Origin of the sequence: Microbulbifer agarilyticus (assembly GCF_001999945.1) — a bacterium.
GTDB classification, from domain to species: Bacteria; Pseudomonadota; Gammaproteobacteria; order Pseudomonadales; family Cellvibrionaceae; genus Microbulbifer; species Microbulbifer agarilyticus_A.
The window spans coordinates 1,761,246-1,777,469 of record NZ_CP019650.1; the positions used below are offsets into that span (position 1 = coordinate 1,761,246).

Below are 16,224 nucleotides of genomic sequence, written 5' to 3' on the forward strand. Positions count from 1 at the left end.
TGATAGCTGGGCCCCGGAGTCGCATCTAAGCGCCGCTAGGCATTAGCTCGCCATGGGCAGAGCCTCTTCGGTGGGGCTATCTGTATGGGCGACCGATGAGCGGATCAGGTGATCAAATGCGCCCAGCGCGGCGGTTGCGCCTGCGCCCATGGAGATGACGATCTGCTTGTAAGGCACGGTAGTGGCGTCTCCCGCGGCAAACACACCGGGCATTGATGTCGCACCGCGGCTGTCGATTTCGATCTCGCCCATGCGATTCATTTCCAACCCACTGTCGAGCAGGAACTCGGTGTTGGGCACCAGGCCAATTTGTACAAAGACCCCGGCCAGTTCGAGCTTGTTGCTCTCGCCGCTCACCCGGTCGGTGTATTGCAGGCCATTGACCTTGGCGCCATCGCCGAGCACTTCGGTGGTCTGGGCATTGGTGATGATGTCGATGTTGGCCATGGAGCGGGCCTTGCGCACCAGTACCTCGTCCGCGCGCAGGGTGTCGGCAAATTCCAGCACGGTGACGTGCTTGACGATACCGGCCAGGTCGATGGCCGCCTCAATACCGGAGTTGCCACCGCCAATCACCGCCACATGCTTGCCCTTGAAGAAGGGGCCGTCACAGTGCGGGCAGTAGGCCACACCCTTGGTACGGTATTCCGCTTCGCCGGGCACACCCAGTTCGCGCCAGCGCGCCCCGGTCGCGAGTACCACCGATTTACTGGCCAGGGTGGCGCCACTTTCCATTTGCAGTTCGATCATTTTGTCACGCGTCAGCGCAGCGGCGCGCTGGCCGGTAATGATATCGACACCATATTCTTTCACGTGCTGCTCAAGGCTTGCGGCCAGTTTTGGGCCCTCGGTGTAAGGCACCGAGATAAAGTTCTCGATACCTACGGTGTCCATTACCTGCCCGCCGAAGCGCTCGGCCACGAGGCCGGTGCGAATGCCTTTGCGTGCCGCGTAAATTGCCGCCGCCGCACCGGCCGGGCCACCGCCCAGCACCAGTACATCGTAGGGCGCGCGCTCGCTCAGCTCTTCCGCCTTGCGCGCGGCCGCACCGGTGTCGATCTTGCCGACGATCTCTTCGAGGCTCATACGGCCCTGCGCGAAATGCTCACCATTCAGGTAGACCGCGGGTACCGCCATGATCTGGCGATCATCAACTTCTTCCTGGAATAGGGCACCGTCGATCATTTCGTGGGTGATATTCGGATTTAAGGTCGCCATCAGGTTCAGCGCCTGCACCACGTCCGGGCAGTTCTGGCAGGACAGTGAAATATAGGTTTCAAAGTGGAATTCACCCGGGATATTGCGGATCTGCTCTTGCAGCGCGGCATCTACCTTAGAGGGGTGACCGCCAGCTTGTAACAGGGCGAGTACCAGTGAAGTGAATTCGTGTCCCATGGGAATACCGGCGAAGCTGACTCGGGGGCTTTCTCCTGCTGGGGCGATCGCCATGCTCGGTGTGCGGGGGCGGCGCTCTTGCTTCAAAGTAATCTTGCTAGAGAGGTCGTTGATTTCGCTGGCCAGATTACTCAGTTCAATAGCTTTTGGGCTGTCGTCGGCGGACACACTGATCTCGATCGGAGTGACGATATTCTGCAGATAGGTGTCCAATTGTTTCTTTACGTTTGCGTCCAACATCGGTGTGTCCTGAAATTCGGGTATTTATCAGAAGTTGCTGTGAAGGCGCCGATGCCGGGTGCTCTCTTGTGAGACCTTCTAAAACAGGGATGTTTTAGAAGAGCCCCCAGGGATGGGTTCCGGGGGGACGCCTAGTTCGTGTCTCACAAAGCTGCACCCGGTAGCGGCACCGCCACTAGGTTCTATTCGTATTTGTGGGGTTGCGGGCCGAAGCCCGCAGTTGAGAGTTAGATCTTGCCTACGAGGTCCAGAGAGGGAGCAAGAGTTTCTTCACCTTCTTTCCACTTGGCCGGGCAAACTTCACCCGGGTGGGCGGCGACGTACTGGGCAGCTTTGATCTTGCGCAGCAGGTCTTGGGCGTCGCGGCCGATGCCACCAGCGTTGATCTCAACGATCTGGATCTTGCCTTCCGGGTCGATCACAAAGGTGCCGCGGTCCGCGATGCCTTCTTCCTCGATCATCACACCGAAGTTGCGGGTGATGGTGCCGGTGGGGTCACCGATCATCGGGAATTGGATTTTGCCGATGGTGTCGGAGGTGTCGTGCCACGCCTTGTGGGTGAAGTGGGTATCGGTGGATACGGAGTAGATCTCAACGCCCAGCTTCTGGAACTCCGCATAGTTGTCGGCTAGGTCACCCAGCTCGGTAGGGCATACGAAGGTGAAGTCAGCAGGGTAGAAGAACACGACGGACCATTTGCCTTTCAGGTCCGCTTCAGACACGTCGAAGAAGTCGCCAGCCTGGTAAGCCTTGGCATTGAAGGGTTTTACTTCGCTGTTAATGTAGTTAGCCATGGTATTTCCTTATCTCCTGAGAGAAGTTGTGCCCCGTCTGTTTGGGCGTTGGTTGCTTGGTACGAGGGAAATACTATTGGTTGGCCTTGCCTGATTGAAATAATTGATATTTATGGTTGTGATTGCTCTAGGCTATTATTTGACACTTTCTGATAGTTTAAATTTTATTCAAAAGAAGTAGTAGGGAATCAGGGCCAGTGCGGCCCCGGTGAGTACGAAGGCGATAAGTTCCAGAGCACCATCACGGGCGACCAGCGCCAGCCCGAAGGTGATCAGGGCGAGCCCGGCAAGAGAGGCCGAGAAGGGAATGACCTCCATGACCGGAAGGAGTAGGGCAATGGGGATGCAGATACCCGCAGTGGCGACACTGCCTGCCTGATACACCATGACTCCCAGCCGCGGGCGCAACCAGTGGTCCAGGTGCGCGGCCGGTTTTGCAAACCAGTGCAGGCTGCGGATAAGCGGTTTCTTGGGGATCGAGCGAGCCAATAGCCATTTGGGTAGCCACAGATGGTGACGCAACATCACCATCTGAATCGAGACCAACAGCAGTAGTATTCCCATCAGGGTCGGTAGCCCCGGAATGCCGGAAAGCGGCGAGAGCAGGATCAGGCCGATCAACAGCAATACCGGCGCAAAGGAGCGTTCTCCAAGGGCCTTTAACACCCGCCCCAGAGTAATGCGTTCATCGCTCGCGGTCAGGCTTTCCAGTTTCTGGAGCAACTGGCTCAGATTCTGGATCTCTTCTGGCATGGTGGTGTTTGGCTGCTGGGTGTGTCAGAGGGCTCTATTTAAAAAGCATAGGGCAGCGAGCGCTCGGTTATTCCAGTTGCGATTTCCACGGGTGTGAATTTATCCGTCAAATTATCGTCGCAAAGCGTGAATTCACCTTACTGCAAATCTGCAGCACCTATATTCAGAGGCAAATGGAACATGACTCAAATAAGGGTGTAAACATGCTAAAAGCCAAAACACTTTGTACAGCCATCGCTCTGTCCATCTGCGCGCTGGGCGCCACTTCTTATTCCTTGGCTCAATCTGGTGCTCAGGAAAAATACCCCGCCGGCGAACCCAAGCCGAACAGTTTCTGGTGGCCGGACGAGTTGGATCTTTCGGTACTCCGCCGCAATGGTGCAGCCTCAAACCCTCAAGGCGAGGATTTTGATTACGTCAAGGCATTCAACAGCCTGGATTACAACGCGCTCAAGAAAGACATTGAGACCACACTCAAGACTTCCCAAGACTGGTGGCCGGCCGATTACGGCCATTACGGCCCTCTGATGATTCGGATGTCCTGGCATGCCTCCGGTACCTACCGTGTCATGGATGGTCGCGGGGGAGCGGTTGGCGCCCAACAACGCCTCGAACCCCTGAATAGCTGGCCGGACAATGCGAGCCTGGACAAGGCTCGTCGCCTGCTGCTGCCGGTAAAGCAGAAGTACGGCAATAAAATTTCCTGGGCAGATTTGATGGCGCTGACCGGCAATGTGGCACTGGAATCCATGGGTTTTGAGACCTTTGGTTTTGCCGGTGGCCGAGAAGATGACTGGGTGGCGGACCTAGTGTACTGGGGGCCTGAAACCAAATGGCTTGCAGACAAACGCTATAAAGGGGATCGCAAGCTGGATCGGCCGTTGGCGGCGGTGCAGATGGGGTTGATCTATGTGAACCCGGAAGGCCCAAATGGCAATCCGGACCCGGTTGCGGCGGCAAAAGATATTCGCGAGACCTTTGGCCGTATGGCGATGAACGATGAGGAAACTGTCGCACTGATCGCCGGCGGGCATGCCTTCGGTAAGGCCCATGGCGCGGTTAAGGTCGATTGTATTGGAAAGGAGCCGGCGGCCGCAGGCATAGAGGAGCAGGGGTTCGGCTGGAAGAATAAGTGCGGTACCGGCAAAGGCATCGATGCATTTACCAGTGGCCTTGAGGGCGCTTGGTCGGTGACCCCGATCCGGTGGAGTAATCAGTATCTGGAGAACCTGTTCAAATTCAATTGGGTAAAAACCAAAAGTCCGGCGGGCGCTACTCAGTGGATTCCGGAAAACAACCAGGCGGCCAATCTGGTGCCGGATGCCCATGACAAATCCAAGCGCCATGCACCAATTATGTTTACCACCGACCTGTCACTGAAGATGGATCCGGCCTATAAGGCGATCTCCCAGCGCTTTCTGGAAAACCCGGACGAGCTGCAGAAAGCCTTCGCCAAGGCCTGGTTTAAATTGCTGCATCGGGATCTTGGTCCCAAGTCCCGCTACCTGGGGCCAGAGGTGCCGAAAGAGGATCTGATCTGGCAGGACCCGATTCCCGCCGTAGATTTCACGTTGATCAGTGAAGGCGACGCCGAAAACCTCAAGAAAAAAATCCTCGCCTCTGGCCTGACGGTCCCGGAACTTGTACGTACCGCTTGGGCGGCGGCCGCTTCCTATCGCGATTCGGATGCCCGCGGTGGCGCTAATGGTGGGCGTATTCGCCTGGCGCCGCAAAAAGATTGGCCGGTAAATTCCCCCGCAGAGCTGTCGAAGGTGCTCGCCAAGCTCGAAGGTATCCAGAAGGATTTCAATGGTGGGCTCGGCGGCGGCAAGAAAATCTCGTTCGCCGATACCGTGGTCCTGGCCGGTAACGCCGGGGTGGAAGAAGCGGCAAAGAAAGCCGGCTATAGCGTCAAGGTGCCATTCACACCGGGGCGCAATGACGCCACTGCCGAGCAGACCGACGTCAAATCTTTCGGCTGGCTAGAACCACGTGCGGACGCGTTCCGGAATTACTATGGCAAGGGCAACGTGCTGTCGCCAACGGAAGCGATGGTGGACAAGGCCAGTATGCTGGATCTGACGGTGCCGGAAATGGCGGTGTTGATCGGTGGCATGCGCACTATGAACACTAATAGTGACAAATCTGCGAACGGGGTATTCACCGATAAGCCCGGCACCCTGAGCAATGATTTCTTCGTCAATCTGGTGGATATGTCGACCGAGTGGAGCAGGTCGGGAGAGGGGCTGTTCGAGGGTAAAGACCGCAAGACCGGTAACGTCAAATGGTCGGCAACACCCGTGGACCTGATCTTTGGTTCCAATGCCGAGCTGCGCGCCGTTGCCGAGTACTACTCGGAAGACGATGCCAAGCAGAAATTTGTCGATGACTTCGCGAAAGCTTGGCACAAGGTAATGAACCTCGACCGTTAAGCGTTGGCGGTGATCCATTCTCGCTGTTGAGCGTAGTTAGAATTTAACTGCGCTTCCCAGCGAGGATCCCCCCTGCGAGGCGAGCATTACCTCCACAAGCGGATATCAGATGAACATATCGACTGCAGTAATCAGATTCACTGTCTTTGTCATCTTTGTGGCAAGCGCCTTTCACTTTGGCCGCGCGAGCGCTGCGGAGTTGGAAGTGCGGGTGCTAAACCCGCCAGCCGATGGCAATCTGATTTTTCAGGTGTACGACAACCCGGATGCATTTGGTGACTTTCGCAGTCCTCGCAGTGAGATGGTCATGGGGGTAAATGCGGAAGGTGTATACCGTTTGTCCGGTGTACCGAGTGGCACCATCGCGGTGCTGGTGTACGCAGATGAAAACAATAACGGCGCCCTGGACCGAACCTTTATCGGGATTCCCAAAGAGCCGATTGGCTTGTCAAACAGCTATCGCCCCAAGGGGCCGCCGAGCTTTCAGCGCGCAAGCTTCTATCTCGCCGACGGCCAAACCACCACCATCGATATAGAACTGTTCCAGGTACTTGGCGAGGCCGGGCAGTGGGGTGTGGGTATTGGCGTGATCGGGCGCAGCAGTCCCTACGTGGGCTCTGATTCGGCGGTCACCCAGGTTATCCCTGCCATTACCTATTTCGGCGAGCGGCTACAGTGGGTGGGCCCGAGCCTGCGTTACGGGATTTGGGGGAGTGACACCCTGCGTTTCGCAGTGAATGCCACCTACCGTGTGGGGGCTTACGAAGAGAGCGATAGCCCGATCCTGGTTGGTCTCGGAGACCGCGACAGCACCCTAATGGCCGGCGTCGGCCTGGTGTACGACGGTCCCAACCGCATTGATGTGGATTTTCGCTATCAGCACGATGTGCTGGACCGCTTTGGCGGCGGTACCGCAGAATTCCGCGTGTCCAAGGGGTTCCAGACTGGCAATGTCAGCTGGGGACCATCTTTGGGGGTGAACTGGCTGAGTAGTGATCTCGCCAACTATGACTTCGGGGTGCCCATCTGGGCGGGCAACCCCGTCAGGCCCGCATATGACGTCGGCAGTACGGTTACGGTCGAAGGCGGCGTTGGCGGAATCCTGGAGATCACCGAGCACTGGCGCCTGGTCATCGACCTGAACGTGGAATACTTGGGTGATGACATCTCGGATAGCCCCATCGTCGACGACAATCACGTACTCAAGGGCTTCGCCGCGATTACCTACACCTTCTGATCGGCCACAGGGCCCAATCACTGGGCCCAGCGGTCCACCCGTTGATCGGGCGCGAGCCAAAAGGTATCGCTGCCAACATTTTTCTGTGGGTCCATTTTCAAGCAGAGACGCAGCGCCAGAGGTCAGGGCTCGCGCCGCAAGTCAAGTCTGCACATTTCATTTTAAATCATTAGAATGCGCGGCCTTTTGGCCCTGTTGATCCAGCCCGTTTCCTTACGGCGCTGGCCTCCGTGATGTTGACTGAGGAATTATGATCGTATTCACCCTGACCAATAGCGAAACCGATGAAGTATGGGTGGGCACTGCCCGCGATGGCGTGACCCCCGAGGCGCGTTTTCGACAGATCCAAGACGCTGTTGCCCTGGGTATCGACCACCCGTTTTACCATGAGCTGAAGGCCTTTGGTGCCCATGCTTTTGAGGTGGAACTGTTTGCGGCGGTGGAAGACCGCCTTGAGCAGCAGGAAATGGTAGAGGAAGCGCTGGATACCTATAACGCTAAAAGCCTGGTGGGCATAAAGACCGTGCGCTCCGGCACCACCAAAGCGGCTCTGGCGCCTAAGCCGAAGGCCAGACCCCGTGCCACTGCCTCCAAAACCGTGACCAAGGTAACTGCCAAACGCACCACTAAACCGGCAAAAGAAAAGATTGCTACTGGTCGCACCGGCAGCGCGGCACGCGAGCGTGCGATTAAGGCTGGTATTGAAGCAGAGAAGGCCGCCATAGCTGCCGCCAAGGCGAAAAGAGTGCAGGATGAGGCGGATGAGATGAAGAAGATTCTGGCCGCACTGGATTCCCGTGGGTCGAGCATGGCACGCCGATAAGCAGTAGTCATATCCAAGAAAGAAAGGCGCCTGCGGGCGCCTTTGTGGTATTTAACTTTTGTAAAAGTAGACTTGCAGGGGAGTAGGCTAAGCTGTTGCCAACGTGCAAGAGAAAAGAGAATGGGGGCGTGCGGTGGAGTTTATTCTTTACTCATTGGTGGCGTCGGTCGTTTTGACCCTGTTGGTGAACCTGATTCCGCTGGTGTTTCCCGATGCCGCGAGCAAGGCGCAAAAGAAGATAGAAGAGAATGCCCGCCGCGCAATTGAGCAGCATGAAGATCCGGAAAGGCCCAGAGTAAAGGTGTTCTTTCCCTGGAAAGCTATGATTCTCGCTTCAATTCTGCTGACAATACTGGTGAATCTTATCGCCTATTTGACTCGGGGATAGCGCCAGCTTGAGCGCGCCTTGGAGCAGGTATCAGATACTTAGTGTGCTGCTAGTCCGGCAGTGTTTTTGCCTGCATTGATACTTGCTTGGTTGGCCCGTTGGCACTTTCCGCTCTTCCACTTCCCCCAATTCGCTGTTTGCCGACTTCGGCAAATCCTATTCGTGTGTGAAAACGTTGCGATGGGAGGTTTGGCGGTTCAAGGTTGTACTCGCAGGTTACCAGGTGAATACCGTTTGTTCGCGCCTCAACAAACAGGTCCTCATACAGAGCAGTGGCAACGCCACCGCCGGCAGCACTTGGGCTTACAATGATCCTGTCTACATAAATGAATTTTTGATACCGCTCGGCAAACCATCTGAAATTGCTACCGTCATAAGTTGACTGGTTACTGAATGCGATCAGGAACCCGGCAAAGCTATCTCCGAAAGCGGCAACTTTGTGATAACTGCTCTGCGCATGCATCTGCTCCAGACGATCACGTGTAAGTTGGCTCGTCTCGGTCTCAAATTGCCTATTCAAATCGAGTATTTGGGGAAAGTCTCCCGGTTGAGCGCAGCGGATTTGCAGTGTGTCGTGAGGTGGACGTTGGCTGGTATTTTCGGGGTTAAAATTTGTCATTATTCTTTAGGTGGAGGTTGTTGATCTTGCTGATCCCCAGCGCTTTCAGTACCAGGTTTCTGCAAAAGCGCAGCGTGGGGTACACAATATGTGCCACTGTATTGGACCGAAAGATAACGTAATTAACCCGGTTAAAAAAACCGCTGCGGCCACCCAGTAGAGAGAGCATGTGAATCGCATCGGAACCGTAATAAAGCTGCCTGCCAACTTGCAGCACCATACCCTGGTCGATATCCAACCCGCGTCGGGTGACTTCACCAAGCAGCTCGCTATCTTCCCGCGCATCAATCAGCGTTAGGTTGCCCAAATCTTCGCGAATTCGAACCAGGTTGCAATAGTAGTCGCACATGGGGCACTGCTTGTCGTAGAGCAGCAGGATCTCTTGGTTCTCAGGCTGTAGCTCGGGGCGTTTCTCCGAGGGTGCTCGTGTTTCACTCATTTCCTATTGCGTACGTCCTTGCTGTTGTCAGCTCTCCGCCGCTTGGAAGCGGGCAATCTGGCGGTGCATCACGTGAAACCAAACCGGGGGTAACAGGGCCACCAGCATCATTCCCGGATAGCCGGTGGGCATTTGCGGGCTGGCTTCATGATGGCGGAGGATCGGGTAGGGGCGGCTTGCTCGCGCGTGGTGGTCGGAGTGGCGGGACAGCTCAAACAGTGTGAGCCGGCCTAAAATATGGTTGGAATTCCACGAATGCACCGGAGAAACACGCTCGTAACGCGTGCCCTGTTTTACCCGTTGCAGCCCGTAATGCTCGATATAGTTGACTGTCTCCAGTAGTAGGATGCCTCCGGTCGCCGCGATCAAAAAGCAGACTCCGGCTTTCACACCCAAAAAACCGAAGATCATTGCAACGGCGAAAACCTGCATGAACTGCCAGCGGAGCATTTGGTTATGAAGGGAAAACCAGTGCCGTTCTTGTTTGGCGAGTCGCACATTTTCCAACTGCCAAGCAGACAGGTAACCCGTGTAGATTGAGCGTATCCAGAAGTGGTAAAGCGTTTCCCCTCTGCGCGCACTGGCTGGATCTTCTGTTGTGGCAACGCGCCGGTGATGGTCGCGGTTGTGCTCGACAAAGAAGTGGGTATTTAGTGAGGAGAGCAGGAGCAGCTTGGCGGCAAACTGGGGAAGTTGCTTTGGGCGGTGGCCTAACTCGTGTGCGACATTGATACCAAAGGTGCCGCACATTAATCCCAGGCTGATGACTGCACCGACGAGTGGCAGTCCGTGCAAGTCGGGTAATACGAAAAAGAAGTAGCCCAGTAGTCCATACTGAACCGGCACAGCCAGGTACAGTAACAAGTCATACAGCGGATCAGATTCCACGGATTTTTCTTCCAGCTCGGTTAGGTTTGATACGGGTGCCGGCAGGAGGAGTTCGAGCAGCGGTAATATGCCATAGGTATAGAGCAGGGGAATGAACGTCCACATTCCGCCCTGACTAAGGCCCAGCAAGACGAGTAAAGGCAAGATGTAGGCCGCCAAATAGCGACCGGCGCGCAGAGAGTGCATAGAGCCTCCTTTGCTGTCTCCCACAGAATTATTGTTTTCGCTATCGGTGCTGCACCCTGTCGAGTGCATACATCAAGCTGTCGGAGTGATTGGCTACCCAAGGATTAAAGCGTGATTTAGCGCCCGCTGGCAATAGCATCCTTGGCTGAAACCAGTCGGTTATCCTAGGCGCGCCACTTGCTGGTATCTCACTCTGGCAGACCTTCGAAAATCTGATCCAAAACGAGTGTTTGTTGCGCGGGGCCGGGTGCAAGGCTCAGGGCGAGTAGTTTTTTGGCGACCTGGTCTCCGGTAATTGGGCGGTATTTCCTCAAACCGGGAAGTTTGCACAGTGTTGGTAGCAGCCAGGCCGCGAACTGCTCGCCTGCTCGCGCGTGATCGCGAGAGCCCAGCAGTAATGAGGGCTGCAGTATGCTGATGTGTTTGAACGGAAGTTGCAGCACCTGCTGCTCCAGCTCGCCCTTCATCTTCAGGTAAGCACTCAGGCTCTCGGCGTTGGCCCCGCTAGAGGAAACCAGCAAGTAGTGTGGCACAGCATTTTTTGCTGCAAGCTGCGCGGCTGCTAATTGATAATCCAAATCAACCTGTCGCTGTGCTGCGATTGAGCCCGCCTGTTTTTTTGTGGTGCCGAGACAGGAGAATAGGCAGTCACCTGAAAACAGCGATTGGTAATCCTCGAGCTGGTCGAAATTCACTACATGATTTTCGACCTTGGGCGACTGGTGTGGTGCGGGCCTGCGGGTGAGTGTGACGACGTGCGTAAAATTGTCGGAGTTTACTAATTGCTCCACCAGTGCCTGGCCAACCAGCCCGGTGGCTCCCAGTACGATCGCAGTTTTGGCCATTTTCCGGTCCGTCTTTCATGCCGTAAGCAGGCATTATTTTTTACCTGCGAGCTGGGTGCAAGGGCGGTCTCCCCGGGATTCCTTTGAACCTTTATGGATTCCTATGAACCTCTATGGATCTGACATTTCCTTCTTGCGCATCGGCATGGTGTCGATCAGCCCGAAGGCGACGTCCAGGTTGAGGTCTGAGTATCGCCCTTTGATACTGCCATCTTTACCGATCAGCACTGCTGCTGCCCCGGGCGATTCCTTCAGCGTATTCGTAATCTGTTGTTTCAGCGAAGGGGTTATATCCTGCTCGCGGTTACTTTGTATGCCGGATGGACTGACCAGAAACCACACGAGATCCCGTTCGTTAATCGCTTGCTGGTTTTGGTCCAGCATAAGTCGCACCGCACCGACGTTTTCATTTGCATGGATGAGAAGCACACGCTGCTTCCACTGGTACTGCTTGAGTTGGTCCGCTGCCGTGGCAGTGGTGGTGAGAGCAGTAAACGCGAGTGTGATCAGGTAAATACTGAGACGGCGCATCGTGGAAACCTCGAATGGCACGATTTACTTCTTTCAGTATATACAAGTGTTGGAATTGTGCGCCTTGTCGATAGGCACTTACGTAGCAGTTCCGCCCTATGGGGTTGGTTGGACCGGGTATGTCCGGCGAGTGCCGGGACGCTGGTCTAACCTAGAGAGACGGATTTCACAGCACTCTTTCTGTTCACTTAGCGGAGGCGAAACAATGGCGTGTTCTCATACCCATACACACCCAGGCCATACCCACGGCGCCGGCTGCGGTCATACCGCCGTGCGACATGGCGACCATACAGACTACTTGCTCGACGGCAAGTTACATCACCCACACGGTGATCACTGCGATGAACATGCGATTGAAGTAAGTGCCACTAACCCAGATGGTTGTAATCCGGTGCACACTTGTGGTGAACATGTGCATGGTCCTGGTTGTGGGCACGAGGCGATTCCTCACGGGGATCATGTCGACTACATCGTCGACGGTCGATTACACCATGTTCACGATGGGCATTGTGACGACCACGGTCCTGTTGAAATCGTTAACTAGCGGTTTTTGAATGACTGCTGTCAGGGCTCTCGTCCTGGCAGTAGTGAATTGCCAGCCACACGCAGGTCTCATCGGGAGAAGTCCAGCGCACTCGGTGTTTGCAATGTGCGGGGATATCCAGGTAGTCACCCTTTTCCAGGTGGGTGATAGACCCATCTTCAAATTCCAGCTCGGCGCTTCTTTCCAGTAATACCACCCATTCCGCGCGCGTTTGGTCGCACCAGCCGTGATCCGGGGTTTTGTGCCCCCGGGAAATAATCCTTTCGATTAATGTGTTTTCTGACTGATTTAGAGTTTCGAACAATTCATCTTTGAGTTGCCCCGCTGGAATATTCCGAAACAAGTTGCCGCTTTTCATTGAGAAATTTTTACCCAAAAAGACCGCCTGCCCACAGCCGGTAAAACTGTGGGCAGGCGGTGGTTACATCGTTCTTATTGGGCGTTCATGCTATTGAGCTTGTCGCCCACCGGTCCGGAGAAATTGTAGCCGTCGTGTTGGTCCCAATTGATAGACCAGGTCATCACGCCACCAAAATCCGGATAGGCGTATGCCGGCACAATGCTGCCACAGTTCTGCAGGATGGTCAGGCAGTCCAGCGCATCCAGGATGTTTTGTGTCGGCGCCTGACCGGAGTTTGCCGAGCTGGGACCGGATGGCAATCCGATAGCAACCTGATCGTCGCGCAGCGGCGCAAACTGACTGCCGTCAGCGAGCTCAAAGCCCTCGATCAGCATGCGCGCATGGGCCACCATCATATTCACCGAGCCCTCGGCTGCAGCACCGCTCTCGTAGGGATTCATCAGTCCACCATTGTTGTAGAGCTGTACGTGCAGCAGGTCGAGGGTATCGCGCAGCTCGTCAATCAGCGGGATATACGCACCCCAGATGCCGGAATAGGCCACCATACCGCCGTGCACATAGGGGTGCTCCGGAGCCATGGTCAGGTACATATCGCCACCCATATTCTGCTCGATCTGGCGTAGTGCGCGCGGCAAGCGCGCCTGAATCTGCGAGCCATGCACCAGGTTGGAACCGCTCTCCAGATCGATATCCAGGCCGTCAAAACCCCACTCATCAATGATGGCGGTAAGGCTGGCGATGAAGTTGGCTTCATCGGAGTCGGTATTGAGCGTAATGGTGCCCTCGGCGCCGCCGAGGCTCAGCACAATGATTTTTCCCTGGGCCTGTAGTTCAGCCACATCCTGTTTGAACAGATCCGGGTCCATTGGCGGGCAGCTGGAATGGATGTCCTGCTGGAACAGGTTGAAGTGCACGGTACCATCGGAGTTGCGATCATTATCGGCAAAGGCAATGTCGATAATGTCCCAGGCCGATGAAATCTCGCGCAGGCGAATCGGACAGCCGGCTGGATTAACAAAGTTATGCCAGTAGCCAATCAGCTTGTGTTTTTTACCAACCGGGGCATTGATCACCCGCACACTGGCCGCGGTGCTGCTTGCTTCGTTGCCAGCGTTGTCCGTTGCGACCGCTGTAACGCTGTAGTCACCCAGAGCACCGGGCGTGTAGCTTGCAGAGTAGGGCGCACTGGTGTCTACCGCTACCTGCATGCCGTCGACTAGGAAGGCGACCTGGCTGATACTGCCCTGCAGCGCACTGGCCTCGGCTTCCAGGCTGATTGCGTTGCCAAGCGTGATTTGGCTACCGCTGGTCGGCGCCGTCAGTGTGGCAACTACCGGATCGGTGCTTACGCTCACGAGTACGGTTGCCTCGGTGTTGTTGCCTTCGTCATCGGTTGCAACGGCTTTTAACTGAACATCACCACTTCCGGCCACCGTCCAATTGATGGCATAGGGCGCACTGCTGTCGGTACCCAAAGACTGACCCGAGGCAAAGAACTCAACCTGGGCCACGCTGCCGTCCCCGTCGGTGGCGTCCGCGCTGAAGCTAATTTGTTCGCCCGCGAGCAGGGTGCTGTTATCTCCCGGTTGGGTAATAGTGAGCTCGGGTGCGATTGCACAGATACCGAGGTCGGTCCAGGCATCGGTCCAGTGTTGTCCCACGCCCGGCTCATAAGCCCATGCAGCATTGGAGCTACACCAGCCGGCGATATCGCAGCGGTATTTGTGGTTTACGTTCTCCACCACATCGCCGGTCGCATAGCTGGTGCCTGCGCTGTAGGCGGGAACACCGGTACAGCCACCACCGACCTGGCCGGCTTCGACGGCAAGCGACACTACATTGGAGGCGGTACTGGCGCCGTCGTTATCGGTGGCAATCGCTTTAAAGCTGTGAGTGCCGGCCACTGCTTGCCAGTTGACTGCAAACGGCGCCTGACTGCTGCTTCCGACGGCGACATCATCGACGAAGAACTCGACAGCGGTTACGTTGCCATCCTGGTCCGCGGCATCGGCGGTGAGGCTGACACTGTCACCGGCGCTAATTTGCGATTGTGCGGTGGGGTTGGTCAGGCTCACCGTGGGAGCGCTGTTGGCGTTGGGGTCGATCACATTGACGCTGACAGAGGCAGTATCGCTATCGCGCCCCTGATCGTCGGTGGCAATCGCGCTGAGCGAATGAGCACCCACGGTTGCTGTCCACGTCACCGAGTAGGGGGAACTGGTATCCGTGCCGATGGTAGTGCCATCGAGCAAAAAGGTTACTTGGCTCACGGTGCCGTCACTGTCGCTTGCATCAGCGCTGATGATAACGCTGTCATTCAGGCTCAAAGTGGCTCCATCCAAGGGGGAGCTCAGGCTCACCTGGGGTTGCTGATTGCCGCCTTCACAGGCGCCGACGAGTCGCCACTCCTGATAGGCATCTGAATGGGTTTCCGGGTTGTGGTTTCGTGTCCACCAGTTGGCGGTGTAGGCATTACCGTTGTACTGGATTTGAGCGCCGCCGTTGTAGGCGGTGGCCGAATTCCATTCTGCGAGAGCGCTGCAATCCGTCGCCTGTGCCAGACCTGGCGCAGACGCGGCGAATAGCATTGCGAGCGCAACGAGAGTGCGGGGTGTCTTCATGACGATCCTCGGAGAGTTGATTTATCGTTGTTTGGTACCTCTTCCGTCGCTCAGGGTAAGCAGCAATATTCAAATGGTGCAATACGATTTCCTTTCACCAAGTTGCCACCGTTCGCGAGCTTCACGCGCTAACTCGCTGAATCTTTGACACAATTTGCTGAGGGCTTCCAACGAATTCAGTTTCAAACTCGGGTGTTAATTGGCGCCAAATCAAGCGATAGAAAGGGTTCGATCCGACAAAATGTCTAGCGCTGTCATTCAGTGGTTGTGTTCTCAAAGTGGGGGGGGGTTAGGTCCAGATGGCGACGACGGCCATCAAGGCAAGCCCGAGTATGGCCGCGAGCCACTTACTCATCCGGTCTGGCGGCGGGGGTAGGAATTCTTCCCGAATCACATCGAAAGTGGCGATATACACGAAGGTGCCTGCGGCCACGGCATCAAAGACCGCTTCAAACAACATTTGGCTGTGACTCGCTAGCGCGTCGGTGATCAGTGCGCCGATAATAATGCCCAGTGGCGTCATTATCGCGAAGCCCGCCACCAGTCCTCTGGCTCGGTGGCGCGCCATGCCAATACGGTGCAAGCTGGCACCCAGTGCAAATCCTGCACAGACTTTATGCGCAATGATGGCGAGGAACACGACTGCAAAATTACTCAGCGTGCTCTGCGCACCCATGGCTAGTCCGGCCAAAAGAGAGTGTACCGATAAGGTCAGTAGCAATAGGTAAGGGTATGTGTTGGAGGCTTTGACTGCCTCAATGACATGGGACTTTTCCCCGGTGATGCTGCTACCCACTGGCACGCGCCCGAGCCGCGGAGCCACGCGCTCCACAAACAGCACGAGAAGAAAAGACGATGCAGCCAGGAGCATGGCCCAGGGGTAATCATTTTGGGGCCAGAGTTGATGGAACTCGTCGTTCGCATCTGCGAGTAAATGGATAAAGCCCGCGCCTAACAACACCCCACCTGAAAATGCGATCCCCAGACCAAGCCAGCGTTTTCCTCGAGACCCGGATTGCACCCACCAGGGCAGCATGCCCCCGGCAATACCGCAGGCAAAAATAAACACCGCAGACGCAAATTTCAGTGAGAGGACCATTCGCGAGGGCTATCGGTCTTAAAGTAGTG

Annotated in this window: 16 protein-coding genes; 5 read left to right on the top strand and 11 right to left on the bottom strand. The window is 55.9% G+C overall.

What is annotated here, in order from left to right; all coding sequences use genetic code 11:
• Positions 1-42: 42 nt before the first annotated feature.
• The 3 genes from ahpF to Mag101_RS07025 all read right to left on the bottom strand — a co-directional run bounded on the left by ahpF (position 43) and on the right by Mag101_RS07025 (position 3,182).
• The gene (gene ahpF / locus Mag101_RS07015; protein WP_077402705.1) at positions 43-1,635 is read right to left on the bottom strand and encodes an alkyl hydroperoxide reductase subunit F; all 1,593 of its coding nucleotides are present in this window, start codon (positions 1,633-1,635) and stop codon (positions 43-45) included.
• Positions 1,636-1,862: 227 nt separating this feature from the next.
• Complete coding sequence (ahpC, locus tag Mag101_RS07020; RefSeq protein ID WP_077402708.1) at positions 1,863-2,429, bottom strand: alkyl hydroperoxide reductase subunit C; 567 nt, start codon at positions 2,427-2,429, stop codon at positions 1,863-1,865.
• A gap of 168 nt (positions 2,430-2,597) precedes the next feature.
• The gene (locus Mag101_RS07025) at positions 2,598-3,182 is read right to left on the bottom strand and encodes an exopolysaccharide biosynthesis protein (RefSeq protein ID WP_077402711.1); all 585 of its coding nucleotides are present in this window, start codon (positions 3,180-3,182) and stop codon (positions 2,598-2,600) included.
• A 203-nt stretch (positions 3,183-3,385) separates the two neighbouring features.
• On the opposite strand from Mag101_RS07025, the gene katG reads away from it, so the two are divergent.
• The 4 genes from katG to Mag101_RS07045 all read left to right on the top strand — a co-directional run bounded on the left by katG (position 3,386) and on the right by Mag101_RS07045 (position 8,062).
• A complete protein-coding gene (gene katG, locus Mag101_RS07030; protein ID WP_077402714.1) occupies positions 3,386-5,614 on the top strand; it encodes a catalase/peroxidase HPI in 2,229 nt (742 codons plus the stop codon).
• Positions 5,615-5,723: 109 nt separating this feature from the next.
• On the top strand, positions 5,724-6,851 hold the full coding sequence (locus Mag101_RS07035; RefSeq protein ID WP_077402717.1) for a MipA/OmpV family protein: 1,128 nt from the start codon (positions 5,724-5,726) through the stop codon (positions 6,849-6,851).
• A gap of 250 nt (positions 6,852-7,101) precedes the next feature.
• The gene (locus Mag101_RS07040) at positions 7,102-7,674 is read left to right on the top strand and encodes a hypothetical protein (RefSeq protein ID WP_077402720.1); all 573 of its coding nucleotides are present in this window, start codon (positions 7,102-7,104) and stop codon (positions 7,672-7,674) included.
• A gap of 103 nt (positions 7,675-7,777) precedes the next feature.
• The gene (locus tag Mag101_RS07045) at positions 7,778-8,062 is read left to right on the top strand and encodes a DUF2905 family protein (RefSeq protein ID WP_077402723.1); all 285 of its coding nucleotides are present in this window, start codon (positions 7,778-7,780) and stop codon (positions 8,060-8,062) included.
• 49 nt (positions 8,063-8,111) lie between these two features.
• Here the strand turns inward: Mag101_RS07045 and Mag101_RS07050 are convergent, their stop codons facing one another.
• The 5 genes from Mag101_RS07050 to Mag101_RS07070 form a co-directional block, all read right to left on the bottom strand.
• Entirely contained in the window at positions 8,112-8,681 is a 570-nt protein-coding gene (locus tag Mag101_RS07050) for a GNAT family N-acetyltransferase (protein ID WP_077402726.1), read from the bottom strand.
• Positions 8,668-9,120, bottom strand: a complete 453-nt coding sequence (locus tag Mag101_RS07055; protein ID WP_077402729.1) for a DCC1-like thiol-disulfide oxidoreductase family protein — start codon at positions 9,118-9,120, stop codon at positions 8,668-8,670. The genes Mag101_RS07050 and Mag101_RS07055 overlap by 14 nt, the downstream gene beginning before the upstream one ends.
• A gap of 27 nt (positions 9,121-9,147) precedes the next feature.
• Positions 9,148-10,194: an alkane 1-monooxygenase gene (locus Mag101_RS07060; RefSeq protein WP_077402732.1), complete on the bottom strand. Its 1,047-nt coding sequence runs from the start codon at positions 10,192-10,194 to the stop codon at positions 9,148-9,150.
• A gap of 188 nt (positions 10,195-10,382) precedes the next feature.
• Positions 10,383-11,039: an NAD(P)H-binding protein gene (locus tag Mag101_RS07065; protein WP_077402735.1), complete on the bottom strand. Its 657-nt coding sequence runs from the start codon at positions 11,037-11,039 to the stop codon at positions 10,383-10,385.
• A 111-nt stretch (positions 11,040-11,150) separates the two neighbouring features.
• On the bottom strand, positions 11,151-11,591 hold the full coding sequence (locus Mag101_RS07070) for a DUF4174 domain-containing protein (RefSeq protein ID WP_077402738.1): 441 nt from the start codon (positions 11,589-11,591) through the stop codon (positions 11,151-11,153).
• A 184-nt stretch (positions 11,592-11,775) separates the two neighbouring features.
• On the opposite strand from Mag101_RS07070, the gene Mag101_RS07075 reads away from it, so the two are divergent.
• Entirely contained in the window at positions 11,776-12,114 is a 339-nt protein-coding gene (locus tag Mag101_RS07075) for a hypothetical protein (RefSeq protein ID WP_077402741.1), read from the top strand.
• Here the strand turns inward: Mag101_RS07075 and Mag101_RS07080 are convergent.
• The 3 genes from Mag101_RS07080 to Mag101_RS07090 form a co-directional block, all read right to left on the bottom strand.
• Positions 12,107-12,472, bottom strand: coding sequence for a cupin domain-containing protein (locus Mag101_RS07080; RefSeq protein WP_077402744.1), 366 nt, complete (start codon positions 12,470-12,472; stop codon positions 12,107-12,109). The two genes, Mag101_RS07075 and Mag101_RS07080, sit on opposite strands and share 8 nt — an antisense overlap.
• A 74-nt stretch (positions 12,473-12,546) precedes the next feature.
• Positions 12,547-15,096 carry an Ig-like domain-containing protein gene (locus Mag101_RS07085; RefSeq protein ID WP_077402747.1) on the bottom strand — a complete coding sequence of 850 codons (2,550 nt, stop codon included), beginning with the start codon at positions 15,094-15,096 and terminating at the stop codon, positions 12,547-12,549.
• Positions 15,097-15,385: 289 nt separating this feature from the next.
• Positions 15,386-16,195: a ZIP family transporter gene (locus tag Mag101_RS07090; protein ID WP_077402749.1), complete on the bottom strand. Its 810-nt coding sequence runs from the start codon at positions 16,193-16,195 to the stop codon at positions 15,386-15,388.
• Between the last annotated feature and the right edge of the window lie 29 nt (positions 16,196-16,224).